A 16908-nucleotide genomic window follows, 5' to 3' on the forward strand; every position below is an offset into this window, starting at 1 on the left:
GAGGAATCATGAACGCTATGGCTGTTGACGACCACGACGCTACGGATGTATCAGATGCTGCTGGGCTTCGCCGGGAGGTGTTCTCGGATGCGCTGATTGATCACGTACTCGCCGAGACCCGTTCGCGAGGGTTGGAGTTGACTGGCAAGGACGGCTTTTTGAACGAGATGCTCAAGGCCGTCCTTGAGCGGGGCATGGGCGCCGAGCTGACCGAGCATCTGGGCCGCGATGCCCACGCCCGTGGCGGGGACGGAAACCACCGCAACGGCACTTCGCGCAAGACCGTGGCCACCCAGGTCGGCCCGGTGGAACTGGATCAGCCCCGCGATCGGCAGGGCTCGTTCGCCTCCCAGCTCGTCCCGAAGGGCGCCCGCCGGCTCGGCGGGCTGGAGGACCAGATCATCTCGCTGTACGCCGGCGGAATGACCGTCCGGGAGATCGAGCACCACCTCGCGCGGACCCTGGGGGTGGAGCTGTCGCACGAGTCCATCGCCAACGTCACCGACGCGGTCCTGGACGAAGTCGCCGCCTGGCAGCACCGCCCGTTGGAGGCGTTCTACCCGGTGGTGTTCCTGGACGCGATCCACATCAAGATCCGCGATGGAGCCCACGTGAAGACCCGCGCTGCCCACATCGCGGTCGGGGTCGATCTTGAGGGCGTCAAGCACGTGCTCGGCATCTGGGTGCAGGCCAAGGAAGGCGCGGCGTTCTGGGCCAGCGTGTGCGCCGAACTGGCCAATCGCGGCGTCAAAGACGTCCTGATCGTGGCCTGCGACGGGCTGACCGGACTGTCCGAGGCGATTGCCGCGACCTGGCCTTTCGCCGAGGTGCAGACCTGCGTGGTGCACCTGATCCGGGCCTCGATGCGGTTCGTGTCCTACAGCGACCGCAAGAACGTGGCCAAGGCACTCAAGCCGATCTACACCGCCGCCAACGCCGAGGCCGCCAGAGCCGCACTGGAGGCCTTCGCCGAATCGCCGCTGGGCGCCAAGTACCCCACCGCCGTCAGGTCGTGGGAGGCCGCCTGGGAGCGGTTCATCCCGTTCCTGGCCTTCGGCCCAGCCACACGCAAGCTGATCTACACCACGAACTCGATCGAGTCGCTGAACTACCAGCTGCGCAAGATCACCAAGAACCGCGGGCACTTCCCCAGCGATGCCGCCGCGATCAAGCTGCTATGGCTAGCCATACGCAACATCGAGGACCGACGAGACCGAGAACGCGCCAAGGACGCTCAACGCCGAGCAGACGGCCACGCAGGCCCCCGGAAATCGATCCCCAGACTCGTCGAAGGCGCCACCATCCACGGTTGGCGAGCCGCACTGGCCGAACTCGCACTGGCCTACCCGGAACGCTTCGACCCCCACATGTGACAGACATCACTAACCAAAACTCACACAATTATCTTGACAAGCTCCGGACGAGGCGTACCAGGCCGCGACCGCCACCCTGTTCGGCTCCGATGCCATGCGCCTCGCGGGCATCGCCGCACAGCAGGGCAGCGCCGGATTCAACACCCTCAACGAGGCGATCAACCGTCAGGGTGGCGCGGCCGATATGGCAGCGGCAAAGACGCGTGGTCTGCCGGGCGCGATCAACAACCTCCAGAACCAGGCAGAGACCGCCGCCGTTTCCCCTGTACGAGCTGGTGGACGGGCCACTCGCCGACCTCGCTGACTTCTCGGCGGACGGTATCGAGAAGGTTCCGGGCGCACTCAAGGCTGTCGCCGATGCCGCCGCCCCCGTCGGGACAGCGGTCGGCGGTGCACTCTCGGTAATACCTGGCGACGTTCAGGCAGCTCTCGCAGCTCTCGTCGCGCTACGCGTCACCGGACTAGGTGACAGCCTCACGTCCCGCGTCGTCTCCACCGGGGGCACGATGCGAAGCCTCGGCGAAACGCTGGCCCTCACGAGCATGTACGCCCGCGACAGCGTCACCGCTAACGGTGTGATGGGCGCGTCCATGCAGGGCGTCGGGAAGATCGCAGGCGGCATGAAAACCGCCCTCGGCGGGGTCGTCAGCATGCTCGGCGGACCGTGGATGATCGGACTGGCCGCCGCAGGGCTCGGTGTCAGTCGATGGATGCAGTCCAACGCAGAGGCCGCGCAGGCGGTCGCACAGCACAAGGCGGATGTCGACACCCTCGCCACGTCCCTCGATCAGGTGACCGGCGCAGTCACCGAAGCCACCCGCGCCACCGAGGCGAAGAAACTGGCCGACGAGGGAGCGTTCGCTGCCGGCCGCGAGTTCGGGCTCTCCGAGCAGACGATAACGAACGCCGCGATGGGCAACGCCGACGCGCAGCGGACGGTCGACGACGCCATGCGCGCGCGGCTCGCCACCACTGCCGAGTCCATTGCCTCCAACGAGGTGCTACGCGAGAACATCGAACGTGGCGGCATCACAGTCGGCGACTTCACCAACGCCCTCATGCTCAACCAGGGCGCACTCGACAAGCTGTCCGCCGCCGGTATCGACACCGGATGGGTGCTGCGACACCGCACCGAGGACATGGTCACCCTGTCCGATGCGGTCGGCGCGTCGAACGGCCGAATCACCGAGGCTCAGACCAAGTTCAACGAGCTGGCCGCCGCCACAGGCAAGGCCGGTCTGACCGCTCAGACGACCAGCGAAGCCATGCGCCTCATGGGCGACGCCATCGTCTCGGTCCCGGACAACAAGACAATCGTCGTCTCCTCGCTCACCGACCCCGCCCGCGCCGAGCTGGAGCGGCTGGGCTTCACCATCGCCGCTATCCCCGGTTCGAAAGACCTCAAGGTGACCTCGCCCGGTGCGCTGGACCTCATCACAGTCCTCGAAACCCTCGGAATGACAGTGACCAGTCTCCCCGGCGGTCACATCGAGATCACGGACACCACCGACGAGAACATCGCCGCAATCAACGCTCTCACCGGCAAGGTGCATGAGCCGAAGAACGGGACCGTCACGATCAACAGCGCGGACGTGGACCGGGCGCGCGGTCACGTCAACGACCTGAACAACATCAAGACGCAGTCGACGCATACGGTCATCATTGGAACCGTCAACCGTGGCGGTAACGATGTCGCTACCGACGGGATCACGGTCGGGCAGCACTACGCCGACGGCGGTATCCGGTCGTTCGCTGACGGGGGTACCCTGCCGTCGCAGGCCGTCATTGAGCGCCCCCACGGGGCACGTGGGCGCAGTGGGCCGAATCGGAGACCGAGGGCGAGGCGTTCATCCCTCTCGCCCCCTCCAAGCGCAAGCGGTCCCTCTCCATCTGGGCCGAGGTCGGGCAGATGCTCGGAGCGCTAGACCCGAACAAGGGCGATCCCGGTCCGATCCTGTCGTTCGCCGAGGGCGGCATCATGGCCTCCGGGCTCATAGACCTCGCTAAGCGGGTTGAAGGCAAGCCCTACGTGTGGGGTGGCGTCAATTTCGGGGACTGCTCCGGGGCCGTGTCAAGTTTGGCGAACTACGTCAGCGGACGCCCCCCGTTCGGGTCCCGATTCGCTACCGGAAACGAGGGCCAGGCCCTCCGCGAGCGTGGCTTCCTGCCCGGTCGAGGCGGGGCCGGGGATCTGCGGATCGGTTGGTACAACGGCGGACCGTACGGCGGCCACACCTCGGCAACCCTCCCCAACGGGGTGAACTTCGAGATGGGCGGAGCGCGCGGCAACGGCCAGTACGGCGGGCAGGCCGTCGGCGCGGACTGGGGCCAGTACACCGACCACGCCTACCTCCCGATGGATCGGTTCGCCGACATCGACGAGGCCGTCTCGGGTGACGCCACGTCGGCTATCGCCGCAAGGCTGGGCACCGGGAACCCGGACATGCCCAACGATCCCGGTTCGCCTGCCGCACAGTCCCTCACGATCAGCGGCACCACGGCCGAAGGCGGACACGGCACACCGGTCTACGTCACGAACTGGCCCGGCAGCGGCGTCAACTCAAGCGGCCCAGGCGTGGCCTCGCAGGTGGAAGCAACCATCCCCGGCGGCTTCATCGAGGGCATGTCCGTCGCCGGCATGATCGCCAACGCCGTCGGACGCCCGGACCTCGTCAAGGTCGAGCAGTTCGCCAATGGCGGATTCTCCGGACTCGAAAACCATACGGCGCAGATCGTTCCCGGCGGGTCGTGGCGGGTGTGGGGTGAGCCGGAGACGGGCGGCGAAGCCTACATCCCGTTGGCCTCGCATAAGCGTGCCCGGTCCACCGCGATCCTCGCCGAGACCGCCAAACGCTTCGGTTACAAGCTCGGAGCCGGGGTCAACCTTGCCGGGTCCGCGCTCATCGGCGGCGGCCTCGACACCGGCTGGGGCGGCCCGTCCCTGTCCGACATCGGAATCGACGGCGGGGCACTACGCGAAAACCTGCAACCCGGACTGAACGCCGAAGCCGAGAAGTTCGGCCAGTACGTCGCCGCCGCAGCCGCCCAATTCCTCGGCGAGGTGCAGCACTCCGTGGACGGAACCCTCGCCCAGGTCGACGCCGGCAAGAGCCAACTCCGCCAAGCGTTCTCCGGCGCACTCATCTAAACCCATCACATAACCAAGGAGCACCACCCTTTGATTACAAGCACCCGCCCCGACCAGGGCACCCGCGCCGGAGGCGTCCACGACCTCGTGTGGAGGCTCCGCAAGGCCGCGCTCGATGGCGACAGGCCAGGCAGAGCGCTCGCCCTCGTGCGTCACCTCGACGCCGACACTGCACGCGCAGCGCTCATCGTCGCGATCGTCAGCGAATCGTGGCCCCACGAAGACCAGGAGGCCATGCGCAAGCCCGAAAGCGACACCCGCGAACAGGCCAACGCCATCCTCCGCGAAAACCGCCGACTCCGAAACGAATACCTGGAGACCGCATGACCACCACCGCACCGCCCACCCCTGACGACGAACCCACCGGCCCCGCAGCCGCCCACGCGCGGCGATACGGCAAGCCGACGCCGGTCGACCCCAACACCCTCACCGGCCCCGCAGCCGCCCACGCCCGGCGCTACCCCAAGGAGAACAACCGATGACCCACGCAGCCCCCGAGACCGAGACCGACTACCAGGAGCGCAGTACGTGGCGTGACGCCCTCGCTGGCCTACTCGACCTTGTGCGTAGTGGTGACGACGTGGACCCGGCCGAGCTTGCCGACACCCGCGCCAAGGCTGACGCCGAAGCCGAGGTGGAGACGGGGCGCAAGGCGCGTGCCGAGCGAAAGCGCGCCGACCGTGAGCAGTCCGCCGCCGCCGCCCGTGCGGACGAGATCGCCGCCGGGATCGACCCTAACCACCGCGCCACCGCCGACGAGAAGATCGCTGCCGCATGGGAGAACTACCTCGCCGCCCTCGAAGAGGTAGTGGCGGACGGCAAGGCCCACAACGTCGCCGTAGCCGAGCTGGCACGCGCCTGCCGAGAGGCCGGCGTGCCCGTCATCCGTGCCGACCAGCCGCGCCCCGAGGGTGACGCCGTGGTCGCTTCCATCGGTGACTGGAACCGGCAGCGCCCGACCTGGCGGGGTGTCTCCTACGGCGTGGTCGAAGTCGAGTCCGAGCGTCTGCCCCACAACGCAGACAAGTCGCCGCGCCGGCAGAAGCTCGACCGCCTACGTGGCCGGATGACGTAACCCCCAGACCCGGCGCGTCGTAATGGAGTGTTCCCGCTAAAGTGGCCACTGCAATTAAGCGGCGAGTTCGTATATGTCTCTGAATCCTAGTTCAAACTCGGCTGGTGTCAAATAGCCCAGTGTGGAATGTCGTCGGGCCCTATTGTAGTACTCCTCAATCCAGGTGAATGTGCTCTTTTTGAGTGCTTTTAGAGTGGGCCACGGGCGCGTGTGAATGAGTTCCTTCTTGTAGCTCGCGAAGAATGATTCTGCGACCGCGTTGTCGAAACAAATGCCAGTGCGCCCCAATGATCGTCGGATATTGTTTTTCGTGCAGTACTTATCGAAGTCGGTGGACGTGTATTGAGTTCCGCGATCGCTGTGGAATATGACTTTTCCGGGTGGTCGACGACGAGCGATGGCCATGTCCAGTGCGTCGGTGACCAGCTCGGTTCGCATGTGGTCGGCCACGGCCCATCCGACGACCATCCGGGAGTGCAGATCGATGACGGTGGCCAGGTACGCCCAGCCGTTCCAGGTCCGTACGTAAGTAATATCGCCGCACCATTTGGTGTTCGCCTCGGCCGCCGTGAAGTCGCGGCCGATGAGGTCAGGTGCCCCAACGGGGCTGTCTCCGGCGACGGTGGTGCGTTTCCACGCCTTCGGGTGGCGGCCTTCCAGACCTGCGACCTTCATGAGCCGCCACACCCGCTTGTGCGAGACCCGGTGGCCGCCGGCGGCGAGTTCCGCACGCATGCGCCGAACGCCGGGACGGCCGTTGAGGTGCTCGTAGTGGTACTCGATCAGCGCTGTTAACTCGTCGTCTCGGAGGTCTCGAGCTGAGCGCGACTTGCCGCGCCACTTGTAGTAGCCAGAAGTCGATACGCCGAGTTGAGCACACATGAACGTGACCGGATATGAATCGGATTCAGCCCAGTCCGCGATAGCCGCGAATTTCACCGCGGGTCTTTCGCGAACCAGGTCGCTACTTTTTTTGCGAACTCCACCTCCATCCGGGCGTGCTTCACTTCTTCGCGAAGGCGCTCGAGTTCCGCCCGCTCGTCCTCATTCAACGGGCGGTCAGACTCACCGTTTCCCTCGTCTCGAGTCTTCTTCACCCATTTCCCCAACGTCATCTCGTGAACGCCGATACTGCGTGCAACTTCGGCGATCGCACGGCCATCATCGATGACCAAACTTACCGCGTTGGCCTTGTACTCGGCAGTGAAGCTCCGACGAGTAGATCCCATAATCCGCTCCCTCTATCTTGGGGGAACTCACCGCTCATCTCCGGGTGTCCACCAGAGCGGGAACGGTCCACATCTCCGGGTGTCCACCAGAGCGGGAACGGTCCATAATGGTGTGCGCGCCGACCCCGGCACCCCGGCCCACCACAGCCGGGGTGCCACCCCAAACCCCAACCAGCGGAGCACCCATGACCAACGAACCCACCATCGACCTCGACTTCGACACCCGCTGGACTCTCGCCCGCGCCGGCATCACGCAGGTTGACGAACTCATTTGCGCTTGGCCCAACGCCACCCCAGAGGAGACCGTCGCAGTCGTCGCACGCCTCAACATCACCGCAGTCGAAATACTCGACACCCTCCAAGACATTCAGGCAGCCCTCGCCGCCATCGGCCACGCCATCGACACCCACCCCAACCCGGACATCCGAAACATCACCATCAACGGCCAACCCCTCCGCCAGCAGACCAACAAGGAGTCACGATGACGAGTGACGTTCCCGGTAGAGATGTAAAAGATCCGCCCCTCGCTGAGCAGTTCGCGCCGACGGTGGCGCGGTTGCATTCTGAGGGGCTGGGTAGGAATGCGATTGCTCGCGAGTTGGGTATCTCTACGGCGACGGTGTCGAGTGCTGCCCGGATTGCTGGCGTCTCGTTCGACACTTCCGGGACGGAAGTGGCGACGAGGTCGCGGGTGCAGCAGTTGGCTGAGGCTCGTGTCGATCTGGCGGATATGGCGGCGGACTTGGCTACTCGTGCTGGCCGGCGGCTGAGGGTGGAGTTGGACGCCAACGTGCTGTCGCCGAACAATGTGCGGACCTTGGGCATTGCGTTCGGGATCGCTGTCGACAAACTGGTCGCCCTGTCCGCTGAGGTCACCGATGAGCGGGATGAGCATGCGGCGGCGAGTGTGTGGCTGGAGGGATTGCAGCTCCAGATTCAGGCCGCGGCTGATGGGTTGATGCCTACTGATGAGCGGGGCAATGTCCCGTTTGAGGTGGGTCCGCCTCGCAACCTGGGGTAGTTCGCCACTGTCTCACTTCCTTAGTTATGGGACGGTGCGATTGGGACACTTTGCCGGCGGTGTTGTCGCAGGTCGCTGAGTCCGATTTAGTGCGGTCGTCTCATTGACGGATGGTGCCGACTTGTGGGACAGTCGCAGGCATGACTACTTCGACGGGTTACATCGTTGGTTACGCCCGAGTTTCGACTCAGCACCAGAACCTTGAGCGGCAGCTCGACGCCCTCGAAGCTATGGGTGCGCAGAAGGTCTTCGTGGACAAGGTGACTGGCCGGACGATGGACCGCCCTGGCTGGGGGCAGTGTCGAAGCCACCTCCGCCCCGGTGACACGCTCGTGGTCGATGCACTGGACAGGCTGGGCCGTTCGATGATCGAGGTGGTCCAGACCCTCACTGACCTGACCAACGACGGGGTGACTGTCCGTGATCGTGGTGACCGGGTGCTGTCGACCTCGGACCCGATGGGTAAGGCGCTCGTGTCGATCATGGCTGCGTTGGCTGAGATGGAGGTTGACTTGAAGGCTGAGCGGGCTGCTGCGGCTCGTGAGGCGGCTAGGGTACGTGGACGTCAGACGGGGCGTCCGAGGGCTCACACGGCCGATATGGCGGCCTCTGCGCTTGCTATGCGCGAGTCGGGTGCCACGGTGGCTGAGGTGTGCAAGGAGTTCGGCATCCCGCGGTCGACGTTCTACCGGTACGCCAAGGCGGCTGCGTAGTAGTTCCGGCTCGGATAGCGCAGATCTAATGTCCCCTGCGGGTCGCAGGTTTAGTTTGGACCCATGAGCGAAATCGTGCGGTTAGAAATCAAGATGACGAGCGGCAACATGTTCGTGATCGGGGTCGAGGGTTCAGATCCTGATCAGACACTGAGGGAGTTCCTGGCAGGCATCGAGAAAGAGAAGTGGGTTCAGACGAGCCAATCCGACGGCACTCCTGTCGCGTTCCCTGTCGACAAGATTGCCCACATTTTCGCCAGCCGGCACTAGATTCACGGCCGCCACCTAGTGGTCCGCATTTGAAGTCTTCTTACGGTTGGCTTTCTTGAGGACTTCGTCGGCGGTTTTCGTCCAGACGAAGGGGTGGGATCGGTGGTTCCAGCCGTCGATGAAGGCGCGGATCTTCGCGTTGAGGTCCTTGACGGATGTAAAGATCCCACGGCGGATGGCCTGGCGTTCGACGATGCCGAACCACACCTCGACCAGGTTCATCCACGACGCGTGGGTGGGTGTGAAGTGGACCTTGAACCGGGGATTTTCGGCCAGCCAGGCCTTGACGTTTGCGTGCTTGTGGGCGGCGTAGTTGTCCATCACCAGGTGCAGCTCAACTGGCTGACCGTCGGCATCGACGACATGACGGTACGCCCGCTCGATCTGCTTCAAAAACGCCAGGAACTCCTGGTTCCGGTGACGCGGTTTGAGTGCGGCGGTGACCTGACCGGTGGCGATGTCCAGCGCCGCGAACAGGGTGCTGGTGCCGTGCCGGACGTAGTCGTGGCTGCGCCGCTCGATCAGGCCGGGCTGCATCGGCAAGATCGGCTGAGTACGATCCAGTGCCTGGATCTGGGACTTCTCATCCACGCACAACACGATCGCGTTCTCCGGCGGCGCCAGGTACAGGCCGCAGATGTCGGTGACTTTGCCGACCAGCTCAGGATCGGTGGAGAACCGGAACGACTCCGAGCGCCACGGCTTGATCCCGTAGGCACGCCACGCCGTGACCACCGTCGAGGCCGAGACCTTCAACCGGGACGCCAGCAGCCGCGACGACCAGTGGGTCACGCCCAGAGACTTCGGCGGCGGCATCAAGGTCGCCGTCACGATCTCCGCGTGATCGATCGTGCGCGGCCGACCAGAACGCTTCTCATCAGCCAGGCCCCCGATGCCCTTGTCCTCGTACCTGGACCGCCAGAGGTTCACCTTCGGCCGCGACGCCCCGGCCAACTCGGCGATCTCCGCATTACGCCGGCCCTCCGAAGCCAGCAGCACGATGCGAGCTCGCTGCACCATGCCTGCCGACATCGACTGCGAGCGCGTCATTCTCTCAAGCTTCTCGCGATCGCCGGGACGCAACATCAATGCCGGGGCAGGTCGATTCGCCATGCCCCATGATTTCACAAACCCAACTGTAAAACTACTTCACACGCACGACACTAGGTGGGGCGGTGGGTGTTTGTGTGAGTTCTGATCGTTGTGAAGGACTCGTTCTCCATCTCTGATATCCGAAGTGGATAACGTTCAGTGATGGGCTGGGACCAGGTGCGCGGGCCGAGCTTGTATCGGATGACCGCAGTAACTTCCCGAGGTAGTCCATCGACGCTTTCAACTTCTCCGTGCTCGTTCGGTTCTCCGTGGATGAACCAGTAGGCGTTCCGCCGCTCAACCCCTGGAGGCCACACGGGGAACGTCTGCGCGTACCGCTTGCGGAGGAACGGGATCATGCTCTGCTGGCCGTCTTTGCTTGTCTGCACGTCGGGCAATGCGGGGTCGAATGTGACCTGGACGTGGTGCGCAGGGCTTCGGCCAACGTTAGATACCACCAGATCGAGTGGGCTTCTCGCCTTCTCGCCGTGCTCCAGCTGCGCCACCATCATCGGTCGGTGCGATTCGCGAATGCTGAGCCGGTTGAGCCGCATCGTATTTAGAGCAATGACTGCGGTGGCCACCCCGGCCGCGAGTCCGCCGCGCTCGACGGTCCACCAAGCCGGTTCGACTAGTTCGAGGATTCCCATGCGCGGAGCCTAGATGCGGGGTCCGACAGGACTCCAGAGTGTTGCAGCGCCATGGGTTGCAAGTTCTGTTGCAACGAGGCGTCGAGGGTGGCCCACCCCTTTACCACCCTGGAACCAGCAACCCCACCCTCGTCCGTTCTGGGCTGGGCGGAACCGATGCCGATGAGTGTGCAGGTCAAACGGAACTGGTGAGGAGCGGCGGAATTGGGGAGTCGGTAGCGGTTCAACGGGCGGTTGCGAGTTCAAGTCTCGTCTCCAGCTCTCGAGTGGCGTCGGCGTTCGAGCCGGAAGCTGAGGGCACGCCAAGTGTCGGGCCGTCGGTGGTGGCCGCGGGATGCGGCCCCGAGCGGGACCCCCAGTTCAGTGATCATTGTTAGCTTCCGTCTACTGATGAGTAGAATGTTCTCAACATTCCCGTCGCCAGAAGGGCGCCGCCGAGATGACGCAGTCCGCAACAGAGATCGCCACTGCGTGGATGGCCGCCCTCGCCTCGGGCGACGCCGAGCGGACCATCGCACTGTCTTCTCCGTCGATCGTCTATACGACAGGCCAGGTCAGGCGCTACGAGGGGCACGATGGTGTCCGCGACATCGTGTCCGACCTCTCCCGACTGGCCGGTTTCCTCACCATCGGGGTGGAGGGGGAGATCCTGGAATCCGAGGGGGTCGTCGCGCTGCGCCGCCTCGAGCGGTACACCCTGCCCAGCGGCGGGATCGAGATCCGCGGTTGTTCCTTCGTGGAAGTGGCGGACGGGGTGGTCACGCGGTGGGCAGACTACAAGAGCATGCACGCGATCGACGAGATCGTCGGCTAACGGGGAGGCGGATGCCGTGAGCGAACGCGGAGCCGGGGAGGTGGATCCCCGGGAAGTGGTCAGGGCGCTGGTCGAGGCGGCGTTCGCGGGGGACGTCGAGACCGCGCAGTCATGGTGCACGCCGGACGTCGTTCTCACGATCGAGGGCACGCAGACCGTCCGGGGACACGAGGGCCTGCGCCATGTGATCGAGTTCAACCAGGATGTCTCGACCGACGTCAGCGTGGACATCCACCACGTACTGGGCTCGGGCGATGTGGCGGCGCTCAACCGGACCACACACCTCACCATCGGTGGGGTCGCCCTGAAGGTGGAGGTCGGCTCGTTCTTCGCGCTCCGCGACGGTCTCGTCGCGGCGTGGACCGACTATCAGGACATGCAGGACGTCACCCGGGCGCTCGGACACTGACGATCGGGCAGGGCCCGGCGCCGGCGGCCGACCGCCGACCCGGGGCGGACGGCCCCGGGTTCAGGCCTCCGGGACGAACTCCCCGTAGCCCAGTTCGCGCAGCGACCGCCGGATGGTCTCGGCCGCCGCGTCGGACTCCTCGGCGGGCGCGTCGGGGTCCGCCAGCGACAGGTCGAATCCGGACATGTCGTCGGCGGGGAAGATGTGGATGTGGGTGTGCGGCACCTCGAAGCCGGCGATGAGATACCCGGCGCGCGCCGCACCGAGGCCTCCCACGACCGCCTTGCCGACGGCCTGTGCGACCTCGTTGAGCCGGGTCAGCAGCGCGGGCTCGAGATCGGTCCACCGATCGACCTCCGCGCGCGGGACGACCAGCGTGTGGCCGGGCGCGACCGGTGCGATGGTGAGGAAGGCGACCACCTCGGGGTCCTTCCAGACGAACCGGCCCGGCAGTTCACCGGCGATGATCTTGCTGAAAACGGTCGACATGGACCCCAGCCTACGTATCGGGGGCGATGGCCTCAGGTGGCAGACTGGCGAAAAGTGGTCTAATGGATGTATCCGCTACCCGCCGGGTGGCCCCCGTCCTCTCTACACACGCGAAGGAGCATCGACATGGTCGAGGCAGGTATTGCGACGGCAGAGGGCGCGGTGAAGAAGAAGGCCTACCACCACGGCGATCTGCGCAACGCCATCATCCAGGAGGCGACCGCGCGCGCGAGGGTCTCGGGGGAGAAGGCGATCATCCTCCGCGAGATCGCCCCGCACATCGGGGTGTCCGCCACCGCGGCGTACCGCCATTTCGCGAATCGGCAGCAGCTCGTCGAGGAGGTCGCGGCCCGCGGGTTCGTCGAGCTGGTCGGTCGCGTGGCGGCCGCGGCCGTCGGCGGTGCGGTGTCCGATCCGGTCCTCGCCGCCTACCGCGAGCTGCGCGAAGCGGCTCTCGCCGTGGTGGAGTTCTCGATCGACGAGCCTGCGTGGGCCCGCACGATGATGGAGAACCTGGGCCCGTCGGAGACCGTCGCCGCGCACGCCGATGCCATCAATGTGGAATTGCAGGCGATCGTCGAGCGCGGGATCGAGGCGGGGGCGTTCCGGCCCGGGGTCGTCATGAACGACGAGCTGCCGCTGTGGGCGGCGATCGACGGCCTCAGCGCCCAGGCGATGTTCGGGATCCGCCCGATGCGGACCCCGGACGCCGCACGGTCGACCGCACGGACCATTGATCTGTGTATGACGGACCTGCTCACCGACGAGGCGCTGCGGGCCCGCGACGCGGCGTTCCCCGCCGCCGACATCACCGCCGACGCAGGGGTCTAGGAGACTGCTGAACAAGCTGCGATCCTGGCACGGCCGGTGTGCGTGAGGGCCGGTTGGCCGTCGCGCGAGGTGCGGTGTTGGAGATTTCTGGGTTCGGCGAGAAGGGCGAGAGGTTCGCGGCGCCCACCGCGGGTTGTTCGAGCCTGTGCTGGGGCGGGAATGCCTGGCCCCGGCCCGCTGATCAGGCCAGGGCCCAGGTTCCGTTCTGGCTCGTTAGTCCCATCGCGACTAGCCGGCGCAGGTTCAGGGCGGCAACGCGGTGGTGGAGCCAGTCGTTGTTCTTCTCGACCCCGCGGTACGGCACGCGGCGGGCACCTCGGGTCAGCCAGGCGATCGAGCGTTCCACCATCGGTCGGTTCTGGCGGTAGACGGTCTTGAAGTCCTCATCGCCGGCCCGCTGGCGGTGCTGGCGTTGCAGCAGGTGATGCTCGCCGAGCACGACTTTGCGCCCCGTGGCTGAGGTGGTGCACCGCTGACGCAGCGGGCAGCCACGACACGCCGCCCCGAAGGTGGCATTGCCCTTGGCAGACAGGCCACGGGTGATGTTGGCGGGGCAGGTCAGGGTGCCCGCCACGGCGTCGAAGGTGAAGTCATCCAGGGTGAACCCGCCCTCGACTGCGGGCCGTAGCGGCCACGGCTTGACCAGGGGCAGCCACTGCTTGCCGGCCAGGGTGTGCAGCATGTCGCCGCTGGCATAGGCGGAATCGCCGAGCACTTCGACCGGCTCGCCGGCGTCGATGGTGGGATCGGCGGTGACCAGCTGCGCGCCGACCGCGGCATCGGAGTTGGTCGGCCCGTTGGGCTTGGTCAGGGAGCACATGGTGGTCAGGCCGGTGTCGGGCTCGACCACGATGTGGGCCTTGAACCCGTCTTGGCGGCGCTGGCGGGTCTTGTGGGCGTGGCGGGCATCGGGGTCCACGGTGGAGATCACCCGATCCGGGGCGGTGCGGCGGGCGATGCGCCACCGCCCGTCGGTACCGTCTGAATCCTCGGCCGGTTCGACATCCTGCCCTGCTACCAGCGCCAACAGGGCGACCGCTTCGGCCGGCTTGCCGCCGGCGGCGGTGATCGCCTGAACATCGAGTGCCGCCAACAGCGCCAGAGCATCGGCCACCAGGGCGGAGACCAACTCATCACGGGCGGCCTGGTCATCCCAGGCGATGCGCGGCTTACCGGCCTCGGTGTAGTCCTGCCCGCACACCGCCGCCAGCCGGGTGCACTCGGTGGCGATCAGCTCCTTCGCCCCGGGCACCTCGCGGCCGACCCGGCGGATCTGGGCGATGAGCTGGGTGATCGTGTCTTGACGGGCCACTGCGTCGTCCAAGACCGTTGAATCCAGCGCCCGGCGGGTCTTGGCCTTGACCGCACCGGTCTCGGCGATGACCTGGCGCACCACCTCGAAGATCCGCTGCGGTCGGTCACTGGCCGCCAGGCGGCGTCGCCAATAGGTCAACGTCGACGAGTTGAAACCCTTCGCATCGACCGGATACCCGCAGGCGGCCTTCCACCGCAGGTCGAACGTCAGCGCGTCGACCGCTTCCCGGTCTGAGTGACCGAACAGTGCCTGGAGCACGATGACCGAGGCGATCACCTCACCGGGAATCGACGGCCGGCCCCGGCCCGAGGGAAACAGGTCGGCGAACAACTCGTCCGGGAACAGCCGGTCCCGGTGCTCGGCGAGCAACGCGAACACGCTGCCCTCCTCGAGCAGATGCCCCGCCACCGACTCCACATCCAGCAACTCGCGCTGCCGATCCGACTCACCCTGCATGACCCACATCATTTCAGGGCCACCCCAACCCCGCAGGCCGGACACGCACTTTGTTCAGCAGTCTCCTAGGGCCCGTTCGTTCCGGGCCGGGCCAACCCGGCGCGGCGGCCGGGCTACTGTGGTCGTCGTGCGCATTCTCGTGATCGGTTCCGGTGCCCGTGAGCACGCCCTCCTCGTCGCCCTCGCCGCGGATCCCGCGGTGACGGAGTTGCACGCGGCGCCGGGCAACCCCGGCATGGTGCAGGCGCAGTGCCACGAACTCGCGGTGACCGATCCGGCGGCCGTGACGGCCCTGGCCCGTAGGCTCGACGCCGGACTGGTCGTCATCGGTCCCGAGGTGCCCCTGGTCGCGGGCGTCGCCGACGCCCTGCGCGAGGCCGGGATCCCGGTGTTCGGCCCGTCCGCCGAGGCCGCCCGCATCGAGGGGTCCAAGGCGTTCGCCAAGGACGTCATGGCGGCTGCGGGTGTGAAGACCGCGCGCGCCGAGATCGTGGACTCGCCCGCCGACCTCGACGACGCACTCGACCGGTTCGGACCGACCTGGGTGGTCAAGGACGACGGGTTGGCCGCCGGCAAGGGGGTCGTCGTGACACCCGATCGCAACGCGGCCCGGGCGCACGCTCTCGCCTGTCTCGACGACGGGCACCCGGTGCTGTTGGAGTCGTTCCTCGATGGCCCGGAGGTCTCCCTGTTCTGCCTGGTCGACGGCGAGACCGTCGTGCCGTTGCTGCCCGCCCAGGACCACAAGCGGGTCGGCGAGGGCGATCGCGGTCCCAACACCGGCGGGATGGGCGCCTACACGCCGCTGCCGTGGTTGCCGCAGGGAATGGTCGACCGGATCGTCACGGAGGTGTGCGAGCCGGTGGCCCGCGAGATGGTCGCCCGTGGCTGCGGCTTCTCAGGCCTGCTGTACGCGGGGCTGGCGATCACCTCGTCCGGGCCCGAGGTCGTGGAGTTCAACTGCCGCTTCGGCGACCCGGAGACACAGGCCGTGCTGGCGCTGCTCGAGTCGCCGCTGGGCGAGACCCTGCACTCCGTGGCCACCGGCCGACTGGCCGACCTACCGCCGCTGGTGTGGCGTGACGGCGCCGCCGTGACCGTGGTCCTGGCAGCCGAGCACTACCCGGCGACGCCGCGGCGCGGTGACCTCATCGAAGGCGCCGAACAGCCGGGCGTGCTCCACGCCGGCACGGCCCGCGACGCGGAGGGCCGGCTCGTCTCCGCCGGGGGCCGGGTCCTGTCGGTCGTGGGCACGGGGGCGGACCTGACAGCGGCCCGGGCCGAGGCCTACCGGATCCTCGACGGCATCGAGCTCGGCGGCGGGCATTTCCGCCGGGACATCGGCCAGGCCGCCGAGGAGGGGCGCATCAGCCTCCCCGGCTGACGCGCCCCGCGCGATCAGCGCGAGTAGAGCTCCATCCGGGGCACCTGCGCGACCAACCACGGGCTGAAGGCGAACGGGGTGGCGTCGACCGAGGTGCGGACATCCGCCGGACGGGCCCAGTGGTGCGCGCACACCTCGTCGGCCCGCGGGTTCACCTCGGCGCGGATGCGGGCGGTGAACACCGGACAGATCTCGTTCTCGACGATTCCCGAGTCGTCGACGGCCCGATAGCGGAAGTCCGGTACCGCGGGTTCGATCGAGTCCACTCGGGTTCCGAGCTCCTGCTCGGCCCGCCGGACTATCGCCTCGACCGGATCCTCGCCCGGACCGGGGTGGCCGCAGAACGAGTTCGTCCAGATACCGGGCCAGGTCCGCTTGTCCAGAGCTCTCCGGGTGAGGAGCACGTGCCCCTCGTCGTCGACGACATGGCACGAGAACGCCAGGTGCAGCAGCGTATCCGTGGTGTGGACCGTGGCCTTGTCGGCGGTACCGATCGGGTTGGCGTCGTCGTCGAGGAGGACGACGAGCTCGGTCGGCACGGACGGCGACCCGGCGGCGCGGGACCCGGCGGTGGCGGGGGGCTCGGAAGGGGAGGACATGCCGCCCAGCCTAGGCATTTCCGGCGGGCCCGGCCGCCGC

General features: G+C 66.7%; 21 protein-coding genes. 14 read left to right on the plus strand and 7 right to left on the minus strand.

All coding sequences use genetic code 11. The annotated features are described in order from the left end of the window. Window positions 1-17 precede the first annotated feature (17 nt). The 6 genes from OVA21_RS01950 to OVA21_RS01975 all read left to right on the plus strand — a co-directional run bounded on the left by OVA21_RS01950 (window position 18) and on the right by OVA21_RS01975 (window position 5596). A complete protein-coding gene (locus tag OVA21_RS01950) occupies window positions 18-1373 on the plus strand; it encodes an IS256 family transposase (RefSeq protein WP_442778945.1) in 1356 nt (451 codons plus the stop codon). A gap of 275 nt (window positions 1374-1648) precedes the next feature. Beyond that, window positions 1649-3298: a hypothetical protein gene (locus tag OVA21_RS01955; protein WP_268091662.1), complete on the plus strand. Its 1650-nt coding sequence runs from the start codon at window positions 1649-1651 to the stop codon at window positions 3296-3298. Then, window positions 3283-4521, plus strand: a complete 1239-nt coding sequence (locus OVA21_RS01960; RefSeq protein WP_268091663.1) for a hypothetical protein — start codon at window positions 3283-3285, stop codon at window positions 4519-4521. The genes OVA21_RS01955 and OVA21_RS01960 overlap by 16 nt, the downstream gene beginning before the upstream one ends. Window positions 4522-4551: 30 nt before the next feature. Continuing rightward, window positions 4552-4848, plus strand: coding sequence for a hypothetical protein (locus OVA21_RS01965; RefSeq protein ID WP_096906000.1), 297 nt, complete (start codon window positions 4552-4554; stop codon window positions 4846-4848). After that, entirely contained in the window at window positions 4845-5003 is a 159-nt protein-coding gene (locus tag OVA21_RS01970; protein ID WP_159981099.1) for a hypothetical protein, read from the plus strand. Before OVA21_RS01965 ends, OVA21_RS01970 begins: the two co-directional genes overlap by 4 nt. Further along, a complete protein-coding gene (locus tag OVA21_RS01975) occupies window positions 5000-5596 on the plus strand; it encodes a hypothetical protein (RefSeq protein WP_132064325.1) in 597 nt (198 codons plus the stop codon). Before OVA21_RS01970 ends, OVA21_RS01975 begins: the two co-directional genes overlap by 4 nt. A 54-nt stretch (window positions 5597-5650) precedes the next feature. On the opposite strand, the gene OVA21_RS01980 is transcribed toward OVA21_RS01975, so the two are convergent. Together OVA21_RS01980 and OVA21_RS01985 are read right to left on the minus strand one after the other, a co-directional pair. After that, the gene (locus OVA21_RS01980; RefSeq protein ID WP_204650704.1) at window positions 5651-6535 is read right to left on the minus strand and encodes an IS3 family transposase; all 885 of its coding nucleotides are present in this window, start codon (window positions 6533-6535) and stop codon (window positions 5651-5653) included. Beyond that, window positions 6532-6825, minus strand: a complete 294-nt coding sequence (locus OVA21_RS01985) for a transposase (protein ID WP_006898371.1) — start codon at window positions 6823-6825, stop codon at window positions 6532-6534. Before OVA21_RS01985 ends, OVA21_RS01980 begins: the two co-directional genes overlap by 4 nt. Before the next feature lie 185 nt (window positions 6826-7010). Here OVA21_RS01985 and OVA21_RS01990 point away from each other — a divergent pair, with 185 nt between their 5' ends. The 4 genes from OVA21_RS01990 to OVA21_RS02005 all read left to right on the plus strand — a co-directional run bounded on the left by OVA21_RS01990 (window position 7011) and on the right by OVA21_RS02005 (window position 8829). Next, window positions 7011-7310 (plus strand): hypothetical protein, encoded by a 300-nt coding sequence (locus OVA21_RS01990; protein WP_096905998.1) that lies wholly within the window; start codon window positions 7011-7013, stop codon window positions 7308-7310. Continuing rightward, a complete protein-coding gene (locus OVA21_RS01995; protein WP_096905997.1) occupies window positions 7307-7846 on the plus strand; it encodes a helix-turn-helix domain-containing protein in 540 nt (179 codons plus the stop codon). The genes OVA21_RS01990 and OVA21_RS01995 overlap by 4 nt, the downstream gene beginning before the upstream one ends. A 140-nt stretch (window positions 7847-7986) precedes the next feature. Continuing rightward, entirely contained in the window at window positions 7987-8559 is a 573-nt protein-coding gene (locus OVA21_RS02000) for a recombinase family protein (RefSeq protein WP_268091664.1), read from the plus strand. Between the two features lie 63 nt (window positions 8560-8622). Continuing rightward, window positions 8623-8829 (plus strand): hypothetical protein, encoded by a 207-nt coding sequence (locus OVA21_RS02005; protein ID WP_096905995.1) that lies wholly within the window; start codon window positions 8623-8625, stop codon window positions 8827-8829. A gap of 15 nt (window positions 8830-8844) precedes the next feature. Here OVA21_RS02005 and OVA21_RS02010 read toward each other — a convergent pair whose 3' ends face one another. Together OVA21_RS02010 and OVA21_RS02015 are read right to left on the minus strand one after the other, a co-directional pair. Further along, a complete protein-coding gene (locus OVA21_RS02010; protein WP_081470573.1) occupies window positions 8845-9942 on the minus strand; it encodes an IS630 family transposase in 1098 nt (365 codons plus the stop codon). A 50-nt stretch (window positions 9943-9992) separates the two neighbouring features. Continuing rightward, window positions 9993-10571, minus strand: a complete 579-nt coding sequence (locus OVA21_RS02015; protein ID WP_132064017.1) for a hypothetical protein — start codon at window positions 10569-10571, stop codon at window positions 9993-9995. 439 nt (window positions 10572-11010) lie between these two features. Between OVA21_RS02015 and OVA21_RS02020 the strand changes: the two genes are divergently transcribed. Then, window positions 11011-11385 (plus strand): nuclear transport factor 2 family protein, encoded by a 375-nt coding sequence (locus tag OVA21_RS02020; RefSeq protein ID WP_132064016.1) that lies wholly within the window; start codon window positions 11011-11013, stop codon window positions 11383-11385. Window positions 11386-11401: 16 nt separating this feature from the next. Next, window positions 11402-11794 (plus strand): nuclear transport factor 2 family protein, encoded by a 393-nt coding sequence (locus tag OVA21_RS02025; protein WP_227022412.1) that lies wholly within the window; start codon window positions 11402-11404, stop codon window positions 11792-11794. Window positions 11795-11854: 60 nt separating this feature from the next. Here the strand turns inward: OVA21_RS02025 and OVA21_RS02030 are convergent, their stop codons facing one another. Further along, window positions 11855-12283: an HIT family protein gene (locus OVA21_RS02030; protein ID WP_067711927.1), complete on the minus strand. Its 429-nt coding sequence runs from the start codon at window positions 12281-12283 to the stop codon at window positions 11855-11857. A 126-nt stretch (window positions 12284-12409) separates the two neighbouring features. Here OVA21_RS02030 and OVA21_RS02035 point away from each other — a divergent pair, with 126 nt between their 5' ends. Continuing rightward, window positions 12410-13114 (plus strand): TetR/AcrR family transcriptional regulator, encoded by a 705-nt coding sequence (locus OVA21_RS02035; RefSeq protein ID WP_194307179.1) that lies wholly within the window; start codon window positions 12410-12412, stop codon window positions 13112-13114. Between the two features lie 181 nt (window positions 13115-13295). On the opposite strand, the gene OVA21_RS02040 is transcribed toward OVA21_RS02035, so the two are convergent. After that, complete coding sequence (locus OVA21_RS02040; RefSeq protein WP_096905213.1) at window positions 13296-14885, minus strand: IS1182 family transposase; 1590 nt, start codon at window positions 14883-14885, stop codon at window positions 13296-13298. A 127-nt stretch (window positions 14886-15012) separates the two neighbouring features. Between OVA21_RS02040 and purD the strand changes: the two genes are divergently transcribed. Next, window positions 15013-16269, plus strand: a complete 1257-nt coding sequence (purD, locus tag OVA21_RS02045) for a phosphoribosylamine--glycine ligase (RefSeq protein ID WP_119191921.1) — start codon at window positions 15013-15015, stop codon at window positions 16267-16269. Between the two features lie 14 nt (window positions 16270-16283). On the opposite strand, the gene idi is transcribed toward purD, so the two are convergent. Continuing rightward, window positions 16284-16868 (minus strand): isopentenyl-diphosphate Delta-isomerase, encoded by a 585-nt coding sequence (gene idi / locus OVA21_RS02050; RefSeq protein ID WP_163375508.1) that lies wholly within the window; start codon window positions 16866-16868, stop codon window positions 16284-16286. Between the last annotated feature and the right edge of the window lie 40 nt (window positions 16869-16908).

Source organism: Dietzia sp. SL131 (assembly GCF_026672565.1).
Lineage (GTDB): Bacteria > Actinomycetota > Actinomycetes > Mycobacteriales > Mycobacteriaceae > Dietzia > Dietzia kunjamensis.